The sequence below is a fragment of the Rhodococcus sp. GXMU-t2271 genome (assembly GCF_041414735.1).
In the GTDB taxonomy this organism is placed as follows: domain Bacteria; phylum Actinomycetota; class Actinomycetes; order Mycobacteriales; family Mycobacteriaceae; genus Rhodococcus; species Rhodococcus indonesiensis.
On sequence record NZ_JAUIZP010000030.1, the window covers coordinates 1 to 20,533 of the forward strand.

At 70.2% G+C, this 20,533-nt stretch carries 16 protein-coding genes and 1 riboswitch; of the genes, 6 read left to right on the forward strand and 10 right to left on the reverse strand.

Annotation, left to right across the window (positions count from 1 at the left end):
• The 6 genes from QYS60_RS12420 to QYS60_RS12445 all read left to right on the forward strand — a co-directional run.
• Positions 1-2,776, forward strand: a 2,776-nt coding sequence (locus tag QYS60_RS12420) for an AAA family ATPase (protein WP_371383309.1), incomplete at its 5' end; no start/stop codon positions are given.
• A gap of 97 nt (positions 2,777-2,873) precedes the next feature.
• On the forward strand, positions 2,874-4,292 hold the full coding sequence (locus QYS60_RS12425) for an FAD-binding oxidoreductase (protein ID WP_289382190.1): 1,419 nt from the start codon (positions 2,874-2,876) through the stop codon (positions 4,290-4,292).
• A gap of 38 nt (positions 4,293-4,330) precedes the next feature.
• Positions 4,331-5,731 (forward strand): hypothetical protein, encoded by a 1,401-nt coding sequence (locus QYS60_RS12430; protein ID WP_371383310.1) that lies wholly within the window; start codon positions 4,331-4,333, stop codon positions 5,729-5,731.
• A 312-nt stretch (positions 5,732-6,043) separates the two neighbouring features.
• On the forward strand, positions 6,044-8,236 hold the full coding sequence (locus QYS60_RS12435; protein WP_289382186.1) for a malate synthase G: 2,193 nt from the start codon (positions 6,044-6,046) through the stop codon (positions 8,234-8,236).
• Between the two features lie 146 nt (positions 8,237-8,382).
• Positions 8,383-10,113, forward strand: coding sequence for a substrate-binding domain-containing protein (locus tag QYS60_RS12440; RefSeq protein ID WP_371383311.1), 1,731 nt, complete (start codon positions 8,383-8,385; stop codon positions 10,111-10,113).
• 4 nt (positions 10,114-10,117) lie between these two features.
• Positions 10,118-11,272, forward strand: coding sequence for a metallophosphoesterase (locus QYS60_RS12445; RefSeq protein WP_289380663.1), 1,155 nt, complete (start codon positions 10,118-10,120; stop codon positions 11,270-11,272).
• Between the two features lie 132 nt (positions 11,273-11,404).
• Here QYS60_RS12445 and gcvP read toward each other — a convergent pair whose 3' ends face one another.
• The 10 genes from gcvP to QYS60_RS12495 form a co-directional block, all read right to left on the reverse strand.
• A complete protein-coding gene (gcvP, locus tag QYS60_RS12450; protein ID WP_371383312.1) occupies positions 11,405-14,257 on the reverse strand; it encodes an aminomethyl-transferring glycine dehydrogenase in 2,853 nt (950 codons plus the stop codon).
• A gap of 168 nt (positions 14,258-14,425) precedes the next feature.
• A riboswitch (glycine riboswitch) is annotated at positions 14,426-14,520 on the reverse strand.
• Between the two features lie 72 nt (positions 14,521-14,592).
• The gene (locus tag QYS60_RS12455; protein ID WP_003937271.1) at positions 14,593-15,219 is read right to left on the reverse strand and encodes a MerR family transcriptional regulator; all 627 of its coding nucleotides are present in this window, start codon (positions 15,217-15,219) and stop codon (positions 14,593-14,595) included.
• A 256-nt stretch (positions 15,220-15,475) separates the two neighbouring features.
• The gene (locus QYS60_RS12460; protein ID WP_371383313.1) at positions 15,476-15,949 is read right to left on the reverse strand and encodes a bifunctional nuclease family protein; all 474 of its coding nucleotides are present in this window, start codon (positions 15,947-15,949) and stop codon (positions 15,476-15,478) included.
• A 104-nt stretch (positions 15,950-16,053) separates the two neighbouring features.
• Entirely contained in the window at positions 16,054-16,791 is a 738-nt protein-coding gene (locus tag QYS60_RS12465; protein ID WP_040782825.1) for a MerR family transcriptional regulator, read from the reverse strand.
• Entirely contained in the window at positions 16,791-17,258 is a 468-nt protein-coding gene (garA, locus tag QYS60_RS12470; RefSeq protein WP_003937274.1) for a glycogen accumulation regulator GarA, read from the reverse strand. The genes QYS60_RS12465 and garA overlap by 1 nt, the downstream gene beginning before the upstream one ends.
• 174 nt (positions 17,259-17,432) lie before the next feature.
• Positions 17,433-17,837 (reverse strand): glycine cleavage system protein GcvH, encoded by a 405-nt coding sequence (gcvH, locus tag QYS60_RS12475; protein ID WP_371383314.1) that lies wholly within the window; start codon positions 17,835-17,837, stop codon positions 17,433-17,435.
• Between the two features lie 43 nt (positions 17,838-17,880).
• Complete coding sequence (locus QYS60_RS12480) at positions 17,881-18,621, reverse strand: DUF881 domain-containing protein (protein ID WP_371383315.1); 741 nt, start codon at positions 18,619-18,621, stop codon at positions 17,881-17,883.
• Positions 18,622-18,625: 4 nt separating this feature from the next.
• Positions 18,626-18,982, reverse strand: coding sequence for a small basic family protein (locus QYS60_RS12485; protein ID WP_003937277.1), 357 nt, complete (start codon positions 18,980-18,982; stop codon positions 18,626-18,628).
• A gap of 4 nt (positions 18,983-18,986) precedes the next feature.
• Positions 18,987-19,853: a DUF881 domain-containing protein gene (locus tag QYS60_RS12490; protein WP_289380660.1), complete on the reverse strand. Its 867-nt coding sequence runs from the start codon at positions 19,851-19,853 to the stop codon at positions 18,987-18,989.
• Positions 19,850-20,467, reverse strand: a complete 618-nt coding sequence (locus tag QYS60_RS12495; RefSeq protein WP_003937279.1) for a CDP-alcohol phosphatidyltransferase family protein — start codon at positions 20,465-20,467, stop codon at positions 19,850-19,852. The genes QYS60_RS12490 and QYS60_RS12495 overlap by 4 nt, the downstream gene beginning before the upstream one ends.
• Positions 20,468-20,533 lie beyond the last annotated feature (66 nt).

A 20,533-nucleotide genomic window follows, 5' to 3' on the forward strand; every position in this document is an offset into this window, starting at 1 on the left:
CGTCGAGTACCACGCCGCCCGGGCAGCCGCGACCAGCGGCGACGACGACGCGGCGCTGCGGCACGCCACCACGGCGCTCTCCGAATACCGCGGCTCCCTGCTGCCCGGCATGTACGACGACTGGATCCTCGAAGCCCGTTCGGATCTCGAACGGCACTGCCTCGACCTGTGCGATCTGCTGTGCCGGATCCGGACCCGCACCGGCGACCTCCCCGGGGCGATCGACGCCGTCCGCCGCCGGATCCACCTCCGCCCCCTGGAAGAGAGCGGATACCGCACCCTGATGAACCTGCAGGCCGACCACGGCGACCGCGCCGGCGCGGTGAGCACCTATCACCGCTGCGCAGCCCTCCTCGAACGCGAACTCGGGGTAGCACCGGACCCGGCGACGCGCACACTTGCCGACCGCCTCCTCGCCCACGCCGCCCCCACCGCCGAACCGGCGACGAAGCGGCCCGAACTCGCCGCCCCGGCACTCGTCGGACGCACCCGCGAACTCCACCGGCTGCACGAGACATGGCGCACGGCGGCCGCCGGCCACCCCACCCTCGTCCTCGTCACCGGCGGCGCCGGCGTCGGCAAGACCCGCCTGGTCGCCGAACTCGCCGCCACAGCCCGCGCACAACCCGCGGTGGTGGCCGGCACCCAGTGCTTCGGAACGTCCGGACGGCTCGCCCTCGCCCCCGTAGCGGACTGGCTCCGTACCCCCGCGGTACAGCCCGCGCTCGCCGCGCTCGACCCGATCTGGCGCGCCGAAGTCGACAGGCTCGTACCGTCCGGCACGACCCGCCCGGGCCCCGGCGCCGGCTTCCGGGCGATGGTCGACGCCTGGCAGCGCCTCCGATTCTTCGAAGGCCTGGCGCGGGCGCTGATCGGCGGCGGCCGCCCGGTGTTGCTCACCCTCGACAACATCCAGTGGTGCGACCCGGAGACACTGACGTTCCTGACGTTCTGCCTGTCCCTGACCCCCGACGCACCCCTGATGGTGGCCGCGACCGCCCGCACCGAAGACACCGACGAGAGCCGAGACCTCGAGCAATGGGCGGTCCGCATGCGGACCGCCGGCCTGCTCACCGACCTGCCACTACGGCCCCTGGAGGCCTCCGGCACCGCCCGCCTGGCCGAAGCACTCGGGGGGCGCCCGCTCGACCCGCAGGCCACCGAACTACTGCACGCGACCACCGGTGGCTTCCCGCTCTACATCGTCGAAGCGATGCACAGCGGACCGGGCCTCGCCCCCGCCGGCAGCCTGGCCGACGTGCTGCACGACCGGATCGGGCAGGTGAGCCCCGCCGCACGGGACGTCGCCGGACTCGCCGCGGCGGTAGGCCGCGACTTCACCCTCGACCTGCTCACCGAGGCCAGCGACCTCGACGCCGACGCCGTGGTGCGCGCCGTCGACGAGCTGTGGCAACGCAGAATCCTGCGACAGTTCCACGACGGCTACGACTTCTCCCACGACCTGCTCCGCGACGCCGCCTACGCCCGGATCAGCCCACCCAAACGCTGGCTGCTGCACCGCCGTCTCGCGCAGAGCCTCGAACTGCTGCACGCCGACGACAGCGACAGCGTCTCGGCGCAACTCGCCGAGCAGTACGCCCGCGGGGGACGACCGGACCGGGCAGTGACCTACTACCGTCGCGCGGCCGATGTCGCCTCGAGCACCTTCGCCCACACCGAGGCGATCCGACTGCACAAGAAGGCACTCGCCATTGCCCGCACCCAACTCGAGGGGCGCAGCGCCGCCCTGCAGGAACTCGCCGTCCGCGAAGCGATGGCGGCGCCGCTCAACGCCGGATACGGCTACTCCTCCCCCGAACTACAGCAGACCCTCGAGCGCTCGATCCGGCTGGCCGAATCCCTCGGCCGCAAGGACTCCCTCCTGGCCGGCCTCGTCGGCCTCTGGTCGTCGCGGTTCGTGCAGGGAAACATCGCCGGCGCCCACGAGGTCGCGACCCGCGCACTGACTCTCGTCGACCCCGGCTCCCCGCTGCGCGGATCGGCCCACTTCGCATTCGCCGGTTCGGCCGTCGAACTCGGCCGCCCCGAGGAGGCGCTCCACCACTTCGACCGTGCGGCCGCACTGACCCGGGGCGCTCCCTCGTTGACCGTCGGCACCCGGCCCGACGTGCACGGCAGCGCCTGGGCGGCCCACGCCCACTGGCTGCTCGGTCACACCGACGCCGCCCTGACCTGCTGCACCGAGGCTGTCCGGCTGGCCCGGACGATCGACCATCCCTACAGCCTGGCCGTCGCCCTGGCCTACAGCGGCATCACCCACCACCTGCGGGCAGACCGCGCCGCCCTCGACGCCGCCGTCGCGGAACTGACCGACCTGTGCACCCGGTACGGATTCGCCTACTACAGCGAATGGGCGCTGATTCTCGACGGGTGGTCCCGCGGCGGCGAGGCCGGCCTCGCGCAGACGCGGCGCGGCATCGACACGCTCCGATCGGCCGGTTCGTTCGCCCGGATGCCGTACTGGCTCTCGCTGCTCGCCGACCTGTCGGTGCGGGAAGGAGATCCCGGCGCCGCCCGGGCCGCGCTCGACGCCGCCATCGTCGCCGGACAGGCCCGCGACGACCTGTGGTGGCTGCCCGAGGTGATGCGGATGCGCGCGGCGCACGACGACCACGACGCCGCGATCACGCGGCTGCGCGCCGCCGCCCGGACCGCGGCCGCCCACGGCAGTGCCGCCCTGCTCCGGCGCTGCGCGCGGGACCTCGCCGAGCACGGCGTCGACCTGCCGCTCCCGGGCGTTCCCCCGGCCCGGTGACCGGCTGCGCGCACTCGAACGCTGCGCGAACGCCCTCTTCCTAGGGTCGACGGTACAACGCCCGCACCGGCGAGCGACCGACCCGAAAGGGACTCCCGTGACCACCATCTCGACCCGACCGGCCGGCGCTGTGCCGTACGACGACCTGGCCGCGACCCTGCGCGGCGAGCTGATCACCCCCGACGACACCCGTTACGACACGGCGCGTGCCGTCTACAACGGCATGATCGACAAACACCCCGCGGCGATCGCACGCTGCCGGGACGCCGCCGACGTCGTTTCCTGCGTCCGCTTCGGCCGCGCCCACGCGCTCACCCTGGCCGTGCGCGGCGGCGGGCACAACGCCGGCGGCCTCGGCGTGTGGGACGACGCGCTCGTCGTCGACCTGTCACTGATGTGCAGTACCACAGTCGATCCGGCACACCACACCGTCCGAGTCGACGGCGGATGCACCTGGGGCGACGTCGACCACGCCACGGTCGCCTTCGGCATGGCCACCCCGTCCGGCTTCCTCTCGTCCACAGGTGTGGGTGGGCTGACCCTCGGGGGCGGCATCGGGTACCTCTCCCGGCGCTTCGGGCTGACCGTCGACAACCTTCTGTCCGCCGATGTGGTCCTCGCCGACGGCACGCTCGTGACAGCCGACGAGAGCTCCCACAGCGACCTGTTCTGGGCGTTGCGCGGCGGCGGCGGGAACTTCGGCATCGTGACCTCCTTCACCTTCCGCTGCCACGACATCGGCGAAGCCGGCATTGTCGTCGGCGGCCCGGTGCTCTACGACCTCGCCGACACCGCCGACGTCATGCGCTGGTACCGGGAACTGCTGCCGGCGCTCCCGGAGGAACTCAACGGCTGGATCGCGCTGCTCACCGTCCCGCCCGCCGCCCCGTTCCCCGAGGACCTGTGGGGCCGCAGGTGCTGCGGCATCGTCTGGTGCTACACCGGACCGCACGCCAAGGCCGACGAGGTGCTCGACCCCGTCCGGACCTACGGCTCGCCGCTGCTGGTCGGCCTGCACGAGATGCCCTTCACTGCCCTGCAGAGCGCGTTCGACGCCCTCTACCCGCCCGGCCTGCAGTGGTACTGGCGGGCGGACTTCTTCGACGAGATCACCGACGCCGCGATCGACGTGCACTGCCGGTACGGGCAGCAGCTGCCGACCGGTCACTCCACCATGCACCTCTATCCCATCGACGGCGCCACCAGCCGCGTCCCCGAGGACGCGACTCCCTTCGCGTACCGGGGCGGCGGATGGGCGGGGGTCATCGTCGGCGTCGACCCCGACCCCGCCAACGCGGGCCTCATCACCCGGTGGGCTCGCGACTACTGGGAGCAGCTGCACCCGACCTCAGCCGGCGGCGCCTACGTCAATTTCCTGATGAGCGAGGGACAGGACCGGGTCGAAGCCGCCTACCGGGGCAACTACGACCGGCTCACCCGGATCAAGCGCCGCTACGACCCGGACAACGTCTTCCACATCAACCAGAACATCCGGCCCGCCGCGTCCGACCGGTAGCCCGGAATCGCACCTGCTCGGATCGGAGAGGAACGGACATGCCCACGCACAGGCTGGAAACGGACTACCTGGTGATCGGCTGCGGCGCGGCCGGCATGGCGTTCGCGGACGCAGTGATCACCGATTCCGACGCGGACGTCGTCATGGTGGACCGGCGTCACGCCCCGGGCGGGCACTGGAACGAGGCCTACCCGTTCGTACGGCTCCACCAGCCGTCCGCGTACTACGGCGTCAACTCGCTGCAGCTCGGGACGGACGTCATCGACCGTACCGGTCCGAACCGCGGCATGTACGAACAGGCGAGCGCACCGGAGATCTGTGCATACTTCGACCGTGTCATGCGCAGAAATCTGCTGACATCCGGAGCGGTGCGTTACTTCCCCATGAGCGAATACGTCGGTGACCACCGCTTCGTCTCCCGGATCTCCCCCGACCGGTACGAGGTGAAGGTCCGCACCGCTCTCGTCGACGCCACATACCTCGAGCCCGCGATACCCGCAACGTTCACACCACCGTTCGACGTGGCCCCCGGCGTCCGCTGCGTCCCCGTCGACGCCCTCGCGCGCGTCGACGAACCGCCCGAACGGTTCGTGATCATCGGGGCGGGCAAGACCGCGATGGACGCGTGCCTGTGGCTGCTGCAACTCGGCCTGCCCCCGGATGCGATCCAGTGGATCAAACCCCGGGAGGCGTGGCTGCGCAACCGACGGTTCGCCCAGGGTGGGGAACTGGTCGACGACTTGATCGAGGGTCTGGCCCGGCAGATGGAAGCCGCCGCCCGGGCGAGGACGCCGGCCGAGCTGTTCGCCCGGCTCGAGGCGAGCGAACAGCTGCTGCGCGTCGACGAGCACGCCATCCCCACCATGTACAAGGGCCCGACCGTCAGCACCGCCGAACTCGAGCAACTCCGCCGCATCGAGGACGTCGTCCGGCTCGGGCATGTGCGACACATCGAACACGACGCGATCGTGCTCGACCACGGCACGATCCGCACCGGGCCCGGCCACCTGCACGTCCACTGCGCCGCCCCGGGCTTGAACCCGGCCCCGGCCGTCCCGATCTTCCAGCAGGGCCGTATCACCTTGCAGCCTGTCCGTACCGGGCTCATCCCGTTCAATGCCGCCCTCGTCGGATTCGTGGAGGCCACCGGCCGGGACCTGGTCGAGAAGAACCGGCTCTGCCCACCGAACCGGCTACCGGACGTCCCTCTCGACTGGATCCGCGGAACCCTCGTCGAGACGAACGCCGAGTACGCATGGTCGAAGGAACCGGACATGGCGGACTGGCTCGAGCGTTCCCGCCTCAACACCTCCCGGGGGCTCCGGCACCGCGCCGACCAGCCCCTCGTCCGGGAAGCGACGAGACGATTCGCCACTCACGTCCGCCCCGCCCTCGCCAACCTCGCCGGACTGCTCGACGACGCCCGGCAAGCGGCATGAGCCCCCGGCTCGCCCGGCCCGCCCGGGCGGGCCGGGCGGGCCGGGTTCCCGGACCACCCCGTATGATCTGAGCGATTACGGCTACTCGCCGATCACGATCGAGACTGCTTCCGGGCGCGCACAGTGCGCCCGGAAGCAGTCGGCGCTCACCATCGCGCCGCGGCCCTGGAGAGGAGCTGCTGAATCGATGTACCGCCGGCGGCGGGTCGAACCGACCGAAACTACCGGCGGGTAACGTGAGTGCTGTTCGTCGTGCTGCCCGTCGGCACCGCCGACGCGAGCGCACAGGTCCCGGAAAGAGTGAGGCAGGTAATGACTGAACGCGTGCAAGTCGGTGGACTCCAGGTCGCCAAGGTGCTCTACGACTTCGTCGTCGACGAGGCGATCCCCGGCACCGGGGTGGACGCGGCCGCGTTCTGGGCCGGCGCGGACAAGGTGATCCACGATCTCGCCCCCCGCAACCGCGCCCTGCTCGCCAAGCGGGACGAACTGCAGACACAGATCGACACCTGGCACCGCGACCGCAAGGGCCAGGCGCACGACGCCGCCGCCTACAAGGCGTTCCTCGAGGACATCGGCTACCTCGTGCCCGAGCCCGCCGACTTCCAGGTCACCACCTCGGGCGTCGACACCGAGATCGCCACCACCGCCGGCCCGCAGCTGGTGGTGCCGGTGCTCAACGCCCGCTTCGCCCTCAACGCCTCCAACGCCCGCTGGGGCTCGCTCTACGACGCCCTCTACGGCACCGATGCCATCTCCGAAGAAGGCGGCGCGGAGAAGGGCACCGGCTACAACAAGGTCCGCGGCGACAAGGTCATCGCCTGGGCCCGGGACTTCCTCGACACCGCCGCCGCCCTCGCCACCGGATCGCACACCGACTCGACCCGGTACTTCGTCGACGGCGCCGAGCTGAAGATCGAACTCGCCGACGGCACGACCACCACCCTGGCCCAGCCGGAGAAGTTCGCCGGCTACCTCGGCGACCAGACCGCCCCCACCGCGGTGCTGCTGCGCAACCACGGCCTGCACGTCGAGATCCTGATCGACCCGGACTCCCCGATCGGCAGCACCGACGCCGCCGGCGTCAAGGACGTCGTCCTCGAATCCGCGGTCACCACCATCATGGACTTCGAAGACTCGGTCGCCGCCGTCGACGCCGAGGACAAGGTCGTCGGCTACCGCAACTGGCTCGGACTCAACCGCGGCGACCTCGCCGAGGAGATCGCCAAGGGCGGCAAGACCTTCACCCGCGCCCTCGAGGCCGATCGCGTCTACACCGCCCCCGACGGCTCCGAACTCACCCTGCACGGACGGTCGCTGCTGTTCGTCCGCAACGTCGGGCATTTGATGACCAACCCGGCCGTGCTCGACGCCGACGGCAACGAGGTCCCCGAGGGCATCCTCGACGCGCTGATCACCAGCCTCGCCGCCGTGCACGGCCTGTCCGTCGGCGACGCGACCGGCCCGCTGATCAACTCCCGCACCGGCTCGATCTACATCGTCAAGCCCAAACAGCACGGCCCCGAAGAGGTCGCGTTCACCACCGAACTGTTCGGCCGGGTCGAAGAGGTCCTGGGCCTGCCGGCCAACACCCTCAAGGTCGGCATCATGGACGAGGAACGCCGCACCACCGTCAACCTGAAGGCCTGCATCAAGGAGGCCAGCGAGCGCGTGGTGTTCATCAACACCGGCTTCCTCGACCGCACCGGCGACGAGATCCACACCTCCATGGAGGCCGGCGCCATGGTCCGCAAGGCCGAGATGAAGAAGCAGCAGTGGATTCTTGCCTACGAGGACTGGAACGTCGACACCGGGCTCGCGTGCGGGCTGCAGGGCAAGGCCCAGATCGGCAAGGGCATGTGGGCGATGACCGACCTCATGGCAGACATGCTCGAACAGAAGATCGGCCAGCCCCGCGCCGGCGCCAACACCGCCTGGGTGCCCTCGCCCACCGGAGCGACCCTGCACGCCACCCACTACCACCAGGTCGACGTGTTCGGCGTGCAGGACGAGCTGAAAGGCAAGCGTCGCGCCACCGTCGACGACATCCTCACCATCCCGCTCGCCCCGTCCACCGACTGGACCGACGAGGAGAAGCGCGAGGAACTCGACAACAACTGCCAGTCCATCCTCGGCTACGTCGTGCGGTGGATCTCCCAGGGCGTCGGCTGCTCGAAGGTGCCCGACATCCACGACATCGCCCTCATGGAGGACCGCGCCACCCTGCGCATCTCCAGCCAGCTGCTCGCCAACTGGATCCACCACGGCATCGTCACCGCCGACGACGTCGTGACCGCCCTGCAGCGCATGGCACCGGTCGTCGACCGGCAGAACGCCGGCGACCCGACCTACCTGCCGATGGCCCCGGACTTCGACTCCAGCATCGCCTTCCAGGCAGCCAAGGAACTGATCCTCGAAGGCACCGCGCAGCCCAGCGGCTACACCGAGCCGATCCTGCACCGGCGCCGCCTCGAGTTCAAGGCCGCCCACGGCCGCCGAGCCTGACCCCCAGCCACGGCCCCCGATCCACAGTGGATCGGGGGCCGTGCTGTCTCACAGCCGATCACTAGACTCCGGGAACGGCGGGGGCAGACACGACGACAGGCAGGAAACACGTGGGTCGACATCGCGGAACGGGCCGCGCCAGAGGCGTGAGCAAGGGCCCGATCATTGCCGTCGCCGTGGCACTCGTCCTCGTCCTCGCCGTCGTCGGCTGGTTCCGCCTGCGCGAACGCATCGACGAGCAGGCGACCGAAGCCGCGCAGACCTGCGTCGAGGGCGACGCGCTCCTCGACGTCGCCGCAGATCCCGCCGTCGCCCCCACACTGACCACCCTCGCCGCCCGCTGGGTCACCGACACCCGCCCCGTCGTCCGCGACCACTGCATCGACGTACGCGTCACCGCCGTCGCCACCGCCCCGGCCACCACCGCTCTCACCGCCGAGGACGCCCCACCGGCCGATCCCCGCTGGGACCCCGCCCTCGGCCCCCCGCCCGCCCTCTGGGTCCCTTTCAGCAGCGACGCCACCGCGCGCGCGGCACGGGCCCTCGACGGGCAGTCCCGCTCCCTCGCCACCTCCCCCATCGTGCTGGCCGTCCCCGCCGAACTCGGGCGTGCCCTCGACGCCGCAGGCACCGGCTGGCGTCAACTGCCCTCCCTCCAGTCCGACGGCAGCGTCCTCGCCGGTCTGGGCCTCGACGGCTGGAACGGTCTCCGCCTCGCCCTGCCCACCGGTCCCGACACGGACGCCACCACACCCGCCCTCGAGGCCGTCGCCGCGGCGGTCACCGACGCCGGACCCGGCCCCCTGACCGTCGAACAAGCCGCTTCCCCGGCAGCCACCTCCGCGGTCGGTGCCCTCGCACTCGGCGCCGACACCCTCGGCGCCGGACCGACCACCGCCGCAGCCCTGGACACCCTCGCCGACGCGCCCGGCGCGGACGGCACCGTGCACGCCGTACCGATCACCGAGCAACAGCTGCACACAGCGGTCACGTCCGGCGGGGCCCCCGGCCTCGCCGAGTTCGTACCCGCCGGCCCCACCCCCACCGCAGACTTCCCCGCCGCCGTGATCGACGCCCCATGGGTCGACGAGACACTCGCCCGCGCGGCCGCCGCACTGGCCGGCTACCTGCGCGAACCCGACGCCGCCCGCGCCCTGGCCGACGCCGGGTTCCGGGTCGACGGTCAGCCCGCCCCCCGTAGCGACGCGGTTCCCTTCCCCCGCATTGCCCAGACCCTGAACCGCGCCGACCCGGCCGTCGCCGACATCCTCCTGGACCACCGGCGCGCACCGGTGGCGCCCCGCACCACCACGATCCTTCTCGACACCTCCACGTCCATGGACACCGTCGAGGGCGACGACACCCGTCTCGCTCACCTCGCCGCCGCCCTCGACCAGCACGTGGACCGGTCGCCGGACGCCTCGAGCCTCGCCCTGTGGATCTTCGCCGACAACCTCGACGGCACCACCCCGTACCGCTCCACGGTGGAGCGCGGCGCGCTCACCGCGGACCAGCGCACCGCTCTGACCACCGCCCTGAGCGGCACCCGCACCGCCGACGGCTCCGCCGTCTACCAGTCCTTGGCCGCCGCCTACGTCGACGCCGTCCGCAACTTCACACCCGGCCGGCCCAACTCCGTCCTCCTGATCACCGACAGCGCCAACGACGACGGCACCACACGCCAGCGCATCCTCGACCTCGTCACCGCCGCCGGCGACCCCGGCCGGCCCGTCCGGATCGACGTCGTGGCCCTCGGCGACGACACCGACCGCAATACCCTGCAGACCCTCGCCGACCGCACCGGCGGCGCACTCGTCTCCGTCGCCACGACCGACGGGCCCGAACTCGCCGCCGCCGTCCGAAAGTTGATGTCCTGACACCGTGATCCGACTACTCGTCGCGGGGACGTTCCTCGCCCTCATCACCTTCTGGCTCCACCGCCGTCTCGTCCGCGCCCCCGGCCTGCGCGGCCGCGCGGCGATCGCCGCGAACACCGCACTCGGTGTCCTCCTCGTCGTCGCACTGATCGGTGCGCAGAGCGGCACATCACTGGATCCGCGCTGGGCCCGCCCGTTCGGATTCCTCGGCTGGACGTGGCTCGGCGTCGTGCTGTACCTGGTTCTCGGGACGCTCCTGATCGGGATCGTCTGCCTCGCTGCACGCACGGTACGCCGGTTCCGGCGCGACGACGTCCCTCCGCCGGATCCTTCCAGGCGACGAGCTCTGCAGATCGCGACGGGTGCGCTGGCCGTCGGGGCGGTCGCCGCCGTCGGCTACGGGACCGTCGAGGCGGCACGGCCCCGGATCGTGCACACCCGGATCCCTCTGCGCCGGCTCCCGACCGGATTCGAGGGACTGCGCGTCGCTCTCGTCACCGACCTGCACGTCGGCCCGTCCCGCGGCCGCGAGTTCACCCGTCGCACAGTGGATCTCGTCAACGCACAGCAGCCGGACCTGATCGTGCTGGGCGGAGACCTCACCGACGGCACCATCGCCCTCGTCGGGCCCGACCTGGCGCCCCTCGCCGACCTGCGGGCCCCACTCGGGGTCTACGGCGTCAGCGGCAACCACGAGTACTACGCCGACGACGCGATGTCCTGGCTGGATTTCTGGGAAACCCTCGGGGTACGCACCCTTCGCAACGAACGAGTCACCCTCGAACGCGGGGGTGATGCGATCGACCTCGCCGGCATCCACGACTATTCGGCGCCTGCCCCGAACGAAGCGAATCTGACCGCGGCACTGCAGGACCGCGATCCCGAACGCTTCGTTCTCCTGGCCGCCCACCAGCCCCGGCACGTGTTCGAGGCGCGTGACCACGGCGTCGACCTGCAGTTGTCCGGGCACACGCACGGCGGACAGATGTGGCCGCTCGGATACGTCGTACCCCTGCAGCAACCGACGGTGACCGGTCTCGACCGGTTCGGAGACACGCTCGTCTACACCTCCCGCGGGACCGGCGCCTGGGGGCCGCCGGTACGCATTGCCACGCCTCCGGAAGTGGCGATTCTGCAACTGAACGCGTCTCTCGTCTGAGGATTTTTTGGGTGACTTGACGTGCTGTGGTGCGGGTTTATTCTGATATTTATCTGTTTCCGTATTGTGCGGAATATTGTTCACGAGTTTTCGGGGGTGAGCTGCCGGATCGACTCACCCCCGAGGGCTCGGTCAGCTGCTGTAGGCCTCCAACGGCGGGCACGAACACACGAGGTTCCGATCCCCGTACACCCCGTCGATGCGCCGCACCGCAGGCCACACCTTCGCGCGCTTCTGCCCCAGCGGGTACACCGCGGTTTCGCGGCTGTAGGGGTGGGTCCATTCCCCCACCAGGCACTGGGCGGTGTGCGGCGCCCCGCGCAGCGGGTTGTCGACCACCGGCCACTCCCCTGCCCCGACCCGGTCGATCTCGGCGCGGATGGCAATCATCGCGTCGATGAACGCGTCCAGCTCGGACAGGTCCTCGCTCTCGGTGGGCTCGACCATGAGGGTGCCCGCGACGGGGAAGCTCATGGTGGGCGCGTGGAAGCCGTAGTCCGCCAGACGCTTCGCGACGTCGTCGACGGTGACCCCCGTGTCCTTCGTCAGCGGCCGCAGATCGAGGATGCACTCGTGCGCCACCATGCCGTTCTCACCCGTGTACAGGACAGGAAAGTACTCGTCGAGCCGGCGCGCGATGTAGTTCGCCGACGCGATCGCGGTCAGCGAAGCCCGCCGCAGGCCCTGCGCCCCCATCAGCTTGATGTACGCCCACGTGATCGGGAGGATGGATGCAGATCCGAACGGCGCCGCCGACACCGGCCCGCCCCCACCGAGGCCCGGCTCCGCCGGGTGTCCGGGCAGGAACGGCACCAGGTGTGCGCGCACGCCGATCGGCCCCACCCCGGGACCACCGCCGCCGTGCGGGATGCAGAAGGTCTTGTGCAGGTTCAGATGGCTCACGTCGCCGCCGAACTTGCCGGGTCGTGCCAGACCGACGAGAGCGTTCAGGTTGGCGCCGTCGATGTACACCTGGCCACCGGCGTCGTGCACGGCGCCGCAGATGTCGGCGATCTCGTGCTCGTAGACACCGTGGGTCGACGGGTACGTGATCATGATCGCGGCGAGGCGTTCGGCGTGATCGGCGATCTTCGCGCGCAGATCGTCGAGGTCCACGTCACCGTTCGAACGGCACGCCACGACCTCCACCCGCATGCCGGCCATGACGGCGGAGGCGGCGTTGGTGCCGTGGGCGCTCGACGGGATCAGGCAGGTGTCGCGATGCTCGTCGCCCCGGCTCAGGTGGTAGTGGCGGATCGCCAGAAGCCCGGCGTACTCGCCCTGGCTACCGGCGTTCGGCTGCAGGCTCACCGCGTCGTACCCGGTCACCGCGGCAAGCCATCCTTCCAGGTCCGCGATGAGTCGGCGGATGCCCGCCGTCTGATCCGCCGGGGCGAACGGATGGAGCGCCGAGAACCCGGGCCAGGTGATCGCCTCCATCTCCGTGGCGGCATTGAGCTTCATCGTGCACGAACCCAGCGGGATCATGGTGCGGTCCAGGGCGAGGTCCATGTCGGACAGGCGGCGCAGGTACCGCATCATCGCGGTCTCGGTACGGTACCGGGTGAACGCCTCGTGCTGCAGGTACACGCTCGTGCGCGCGAGGTGCCGGGGAAGGGCGGGAGCGGCTTCCGCCGCGGTGTCCTCCGCCCCGAACGCGGCGAGAACTGCAGCCACATCGGCGTCGCGGGTCGCCTCGTCGCACGAGATCCCCACCTGGTCCCCGTCGACCCGCCGGACGTTGATGCCCGCCTCGAGCGCCGCCGCGACCACCGCGTCGGCGCGGCCGCGAACGCGGACCAGAACGGTGTCGAAGAAGTGGTCGTGCACGACCTCGAGGCCGGCGGCTCGCAGCGACGCCGCGAGCCGGGCGGCCTGGCCCGCCACGCGGGTCGCGATCCTGGCCAGACCCTCGGCGCCGTGGTACGACGCGTACATTGCGGCAAGGACCGCGAGGAGCACCTGCGCGGTGCAGATGTTGCTGGTCGCCTTCTCGCGGCGGATGTGCTGCTCACGCGTCTGCAGCGCCAGCCGGTACGCCGGCGCCCCATCGGCGTCGACCGAGACGCCGACGAGCCGGCCCGGCAGGTTGCGGGCATGGGCGGCGTGCACCGCGAGGTAACCCGCATGCGGCCCGCCGAATCCCATGGGCACGCCGAAGCGTTGGGTGGTGCCGAAGCATACGTCCGCGCCCTGTTCGCCGGGCGGGGTGAGCAGGGTCAGGGCCAGCAGGTCCGCCCCCACCGCGACGAGGGCGCCACGCTCGTGTGCCGCCTCGACCAGGGGACTTGCGTCGAACACCCGGCCGGAGGCACCCGGGATCTGCAGGATCACCCCGAAGAATTCTCCCTCGGGCAGACCGTCGTCGACGAGATTCGCGGTGACGATCTCGATTCCCAGGGGTTCCGCCCGGGTCGCGAGGACCGCCGCGGTCTGAGCGAACAGGTCGGTGTCCACGACGACGCGCGTGCTCCGGCACTTGCGGTTCGCGCGGGCGAGCAGCGTCATCGCCTCCGCAGCGGCGGTCGCCTCGTCCAGCATCGACGAGTTGGCGACCTCCATGCCGGTCAGGTCCGAGACCATGGTCTGGAAGTTGAGGAGGGCTTCGAGGCGCCCTTGGCTGATCTCCGGCTGGTACGGGGTGTATGCCGTATACCAGGCGGGATTCTCGATGATGTTGCGGAGCAGGACCGGCGGCGTCAGCGTGCCGTAGTACCCCTGACCGATCATCGACGTCGCCACGGTGTTCCGCCCGGCGAGTTCCTGCAGGGCCTCGAGCACCTCGTGTTCCGACATCGGCGCGTCGAGCGACTCGAGCCCGTCCGCGACCCCGTCGGTCCGGGCGTCGAGGATGCCGGCGGGCACCGCCTTCGTGGCCAGTTCGTCGAGGGATTCGACGCCGACGACGTCGAGAATGCGGCGCAAGCCCGCCGCGTCGGGGCCGACGTGGCGGTCGGCGAAGGTGTACGTGGCAGCATCGGTCATCGCGACTCCCTGAGGTCGGAGGTCCGCATCCGGGCAAGGGTCGCACGGTGCGTGTCCTCCCCCTCTGTCGCGAGCTCGTCGAGCGAGCGCCTGAGAGATTCGGTACCGGAACGAACCGGCCCTTTCCCCGTGGGCGGGTGGGTGCTCCCACCGCTTTCCAGAGACGTCGGTGCCCGTACGGTCCTCGATGCCTGAGAGATTGACGGGGAGGTGCTGCTCCTTCGGCGCCCGGAACAGGTCCGGAACTCTCCCGCACGGCGGCGACGCACCCCCGATTCTAGGGCACCGGAACGACTGGCAGCACCGAGGCCGCGGATGTTTCGTGTGACGAGCGTCTACCCGATCCGCCGATTGACGCGTTCGCGGCGGCGGGAGGCCAGCTCGTCCTCGGGTCGCTGTTCCACGTTGCCACCGTCCGCCCGCTCAGCCGGGAAGTCGGCGATGCTGCCGGTCAGCTCCCGCATGGCGCCGCTCACCGCGATGCCGAACACTCCCTGCCCGCCCTGCAGTAAATCGACCACCTCTTCCGGTGAGGTGCACTCGTACACGGTCGTGCCGTCGGAAAACAAGGTGATCTTCGCCAGGTCCCGCACCCCGCGTTCGCGGAGGTGGTCGACCGCCACCCTGATGTTCTGCAGCGAGATACCCGTGTCGAGCAGGCGCTTGACGATCTTCAGGACCAGGATGTCCTTGAACGAGTAGAGCCGTTGACTGCCCGAGCCCGCCGCGCCCCGGATGGACGGAACGACCAGGTTGGTCCGCGCCCAGTAGTCGAGCTGACGGTAGGTGATGCCGGCGATCTGGCAGGCGATGGGCACGCGGTAGCCGACGAGCTCGTCGGGCACCGAATCGTCCGGGAACAGGCCCGGCTGCATTTCGTCGGCGTCGAGAGCTGCCCGTGACGGGGCATCGCGGTCGACGGCGTCGAAGCTGAGCTGCTGTCCCTGCGGCCGATCTCCCACTGTTGTGACTCCCTCTCGCGTGCACAGGCGTTGCCCTGGAACGAACGACGGGCGGATCCCCACCCCCATCCGATCGTCGAGCGCTCGCTGACCCACCGAGTCGATCCGTAGCGATTCACTCAGCGTACGCCCCGTACGAAAAGTTGGGCAGCAACACGCCGACCGGACGACGATCTTCCGGTTCCGCATCTCACTCGCAGTGTGCGCTCCGGCCGTCGGCCGGAAGTCGCGACAGAACCTCGGCGACGTCCGACGATCAGCCGTCCGTCGCCTTGAAGTCGTCGGGGGAGACGGATTCGAGAAATTCCTTGAACTTCTCGACCTCGTCCTCCCGCTCATCCGGCATGACGAGGCCCGCTTCCGCGAGCACCGGTTCCTCCACGAAGACCGGCGCGCCGATGCGCAAGGCTACAGCGACGGCATCGGAGGGGCGGGACGACACGCGCAGACCGCCGTCGAAGACGAGGTCGGCGTAGAACGTCCCCTCCTTGAGGTCTACGATCCGGACCTCTTCGAGGGTACGGCCGAAGGCATCGACCAGATTCTTGATCAGGTCGTGCGTCAACGGCCGGGCCGGCTCGACGCCCTGCTGTTCCAGTGCGATCGCCGTGGCTTCCATCTGGCCGATCCAGATCGGCAGGTACCGATCTCCGTCGACTTCGCGCAGCAGCAGGACAGGCTGATTCTGCGGTTGCTCGATCCGGATCCCCACTACTCGCATCTCGCTCATCGAGCCGCCTCCCATCCCTGCTGTGCGACGGTGGCGAACCGTCCGCCGATATCCCCCTGAATTCTAGTGCCAAACGCGCCGCCGTCGAGGTCGACGCCCGCCGTTCACCGATCCAGAGCGCCCCGGACGGCGGCCTTGACGAGGCAGGTGTGCATCGTCAACGACAGCGCTGCCAGTTCCCGCACCATTTCCTCGGCCCGAGCACGCGCACCGACGTCCCGGCCCTTCGCGACCGGACCCGCGATCTGCGCCACCAGGCCCGCCTCCCGGTCGGCCGCGAGCTTGAAAGCACGCAGGTGCCGAACCTCGAGACCGAACTCGGACATGGCTTTGGCCGTGCGCGCCAGCAGCACCGCATCCTCGTCGAAGAAGCCGGCCGCGCCGGGCACGATGAGCCCGGCGCGGATCAGCTCCGTGAGGAAGGACGTCTCTATGCCCGCCTGCCCGCACAGGTCCTCCCGGCTGATCCGCACCTCCCGGTCCGCGCGCAGATCCTCCGGCGACACCTGACCCGGGGCCACGGCCAGGGTCCGGAGCCGCTTCGGGCGACCCTCCACCGAGCCCACCGTCGCGACACCGCGGTCGATCGCCTCGAGCTGTTCCTTGATCACCTTCAAGGGCAGGTACTGGTCCCGTTGCGCGGTCAGTACGTACCGCAGACGCTCACAGTCCGCGATCGAGAAACGGCGATAACCCGACGGGGTGCGTTCCGGACTGATCAACCCCTCGGATTCGAGGAAGCGGATCTTCGAGATCGTCACGTCCGGAAACTCGGGCCGGAGCCGATCGAGCACGGAGCCGATCGACATACCCCCCGGTGACGGCTGGCGGGCAGCGGTCATCAGCTACCCGTGCCCTGCGAACCCCGCGGGCCGGTGAGGAACACCAGCCGGAACTTTCCGATCTGCACCTCGTCGCCGTTCGCGAGAACGGCCGAGTCCACCGGCTCGCGGTTGACGTAGGTCCCGTTCAGGCTTCCCACGTCGACGACCTGGAACTCGCCCTCGTCCTGACGGAACTCGGCGTGCCGACGGCTGACCGTCACGTCGTCGAGGAAGATGTCGCTGTCCGGGTGGCGCCCCGCCGACGTCGTCGGCTGATCGAGCAGGAAACGCGACCCGGCGTTCGGGCCACGCTTGACGACGAGCAGCGCCGATCCTGTGGGAAGCCCCTCGACCCCCGAAACCGGCGCTTCGGTCGTCCCCGCGCCCGTGCCGGTGGTATCGAGTTCGTTCAGGAAGTCGGCACGAAACACCGAAGTGGTTTCCGCAGGGGTTTCCTCGTAGCCCGCGTTGCCGTTCTCGCTCACCGTATCTCCTTATCCGTTCGGCCCTTCGGGATCGCTCCCCCGGGGCCGCAGTTTCGTTCAGCCACGATCACTTCCGGTACGGACCCGCGCCCCGACCCGGCACACGCCTACCGATGACCGTACCCTGCACAACGTCCTTCGTGCAGGCAGACGCGGCCCCGGCCGGATGCGGGGTCAGTTCTGCGTGATCGCGCGGTATCCGTCGGCGTCGAGCGTGTCCGCCAGAGCGGCGTCCAGCTCGTCCTTGCTGGCGACCTCGACGTCCACCAGCCAGCCGGCCTCGTACGGATCCCCGTTGACGAGTTCGGGATTGCCGTCCAGATCCGAGTTCACGCCAACGACTTTCGCCGTGAGCGGAGCGAACACGTCCGACACGCTCTTGGTCGATTCCACCTCGCCGAAGGACTGCCCCGCGGTGAGCTCCGCACCGGCCTCGGGCAGCTGCACGAAGACGACGTCGCCGAGCTGCGACTGGGCGTAGTCGGTGATGCCGAGGCGTGCGGTCACGTCGCCGGTTCGGCGAACCCACTCGTGCTCCGCCGTGTAACGCAGATCGGCGGGTGTTCGGAACTCACTCACGACAGGTCCTTTCGGGCAGCGACATTCGCGTGGAACGCCGGGTTCAGTTACCGGGCTGAGAGTATTGTCGCGGCTCGATCTCCCGCAAGGCGGGCACCTCGACCTGCGGCGACTGTTCGATCTGTACCGTCCCGCCGGCACGTGCCACCGTGTCGACCACACCACCGGGGATGTTCAGCGCCGCCGCCAGTGTGGGCGGGTCCCCGATCGCAGCGACGACGTAGGGCGCCGCGAGCGGCCGATCGTCGACGACCAGCGCACCGGCGGTTCCGCCCACCCAGGAGTCCACGCCGACACGCACGGCAGCGCCACCGGTTCCGGCGACCTGCACGGCTTCCGCTCCTGCGGCGCGCAGCTCCTGGATCGTGTCGAGAAGAACCTCCGGGCCCACTCCTCGTCGAGGGTCGGCGATGGTCAAGATCACGCCCGGACCGGTGGCCGGGGCGGTACCCACCTGGATCTGCAACGCCGACAGGCGCTGCTGCGCCTCCGCGAGCGCGGCCTCGGAGCCGTTGCGTTGCAGACTGGCCAGCGTCTGCTCGAGGGTGGTGATCTCCTGGCGCAGCTCCGCCTCACGCCGGTTGAGGTTGTCGAGTACCGCCAGCAGGTCGGCGGGCCGGGCGGAGTCGAGCGCATCACCCGAACCGGTGTTCCTGACCTGAGTGGCGATCCCCACCCCGAGCAGGACCATAAGCAGTACCGCCAGAGCGGAGAAGACGATCCGCGATCGGCGCGCTGTGCCGGTCTCGGCCCCCTCGTGCCGTTCGTGCTTGCCCTCGCCCATCCTGCTACGCCCCGAACAGCCTGCGGCGCAGAGCGGATGCGTTCCCGAAGATCCGGATACCGAGAACCACGACGATCGCCGTGGACAGCTGGGTGCCCACCCCGAGCTGGTCACCGAGCCAGACGATCAGTGCGGCGACCAGTACGTTGAAGACGAAGGAGACGACGAACACCTTGGCGTCGAAGATCTCGTCCAGATACGCGCGCAGGCCGCCGAAGACCGCGTCGAGCGCCGCGACGACCGCGATGGGCAGGTAAGGCTGGACCACGTCGGGAACCTGGGGACTGACGATCACACCCACCACGATGCCCACACCGAGGGCCAGCACCGCGTACAGGGCGTATCCGCGTTTGGTCACCACCGTCTCACCGCTCTCCCGTTTCCTGTGCCGATGCGACGTCGCGCACCGTGGCGGCCGGCAGCGCCAGGTCTGCCGCATCCGCGATGGTGAAACCTACTCCGTAGAGCTGCTGCACCCCCGACATGCGCAGGTACGCGTCGCTGACCACGAACCCGGTCTGCAGCTCCGCAGGGGACCCGACGGCGGCGACCGTGTACGGGGAGAAGACCGGCCGGTTGTCCACGAGCATCGCTCCCCCGGCCTGCCGGACCGTGACACCCGGGCCGATCCGGACCCCGTTGATCGAGACGGCCTCGGCGCCACTGTGCCAGAGCGCGTTGACGACCGACTGCAGATCGCGGTCGAGGATCACCGAGGAGCTGCGGCCGCGGTCCTTCTCCGCCGAGTCCGTCAGGTCGGGCCGCGAAGCCGGATCGGCGAGAGTCACCGTGATCCCCGGCCCGTGCACAGGCGTCGACGCAGCGTCGTCCTCTGCGCGGGCGAGGCGGTCGAGCACCGCCGTCCCCTGCTCGTCGTCGGCGAGCACCGCGATACGGCGCTGTTCCACCTCGGTGGACAAGTCGTCGCGGGCCGCCGCGAGTACGTCGTTGCGGTCCTCGGTCGCGCGGACGGTCGCGAGGATTTCGTCGCGCGCCTGATCCGTCCCGGATTTGCGCTCGATGTTCTGGGCGTACGCTACCCCGAGGACGAGTCCGGCGAGCAGACCACCGAGGACCAGCCACACCCCGATCCCGATCCGGGTCGGGCGGGTGTGGCCGGCGGCGCGGTCGCGCGCCGCACCCGCGTACCCGGGATCGAGATGGTCCTCGAGCAGAGCTTTCAGCAGCGACGGGACGGGGTTGCGACGGATCTGCTCCCAGTTGCGGTTCATCCGGTGGCCGGCCCTCCCGACACGGGCACCGCTCGAGCCGTCTGCACCGCCTGCAGCAGGTAGAGCGCGCCCGTCCACGTGTAGAGGGCAGTGCCCCAGAGGAGGGCGGCCCACCCGGCGGGTTCGAGGACGCCGGCAGCGGCGGGAAGCGCCTGCGCGGCCAGGAGGAGGGGCAACGCGAACATGAGCAGGAACGTGGCGCCCTTGCCCAGGTACAACACCTCCGGTGGCGGCAGACCACGGCGTCGATAGACGGCGAGGGTCGGGGCGAGAACCAGCTCCCGGCCGATCAGGAGCACGGCGATCCACCACGGCACGATGCCACGGGCCACCAGCGCGAGGAGTGTCGTGACGATGTAGAGGCGGTCGACGAGCGGATCGAGCACCGCCCCGAGTCGCGACGCCTGGTCGAGCAGCCGTGCGAGCTTGCCGTCGGCCCAGTCGGTGATCCCGCTGAGCATCAGAACCGCGAGCGCCCACCCGTCGGCATGCAGAACGAGGACCAGGTAGAGGAAGATCGGGATTCCGGCCAGGCGGACGACACTCAGCACGTTGGGGACGGTGACGATGCGGTCGGATCGAGCCGGCGCACCGGTCGTCGTCGCGTCGTTCATCGTCGGTCCTGTCGTTCGTGGAGTAGGTCCCGACAGCCTTGCACACCCCTTGCCGCCGTTGCCCGT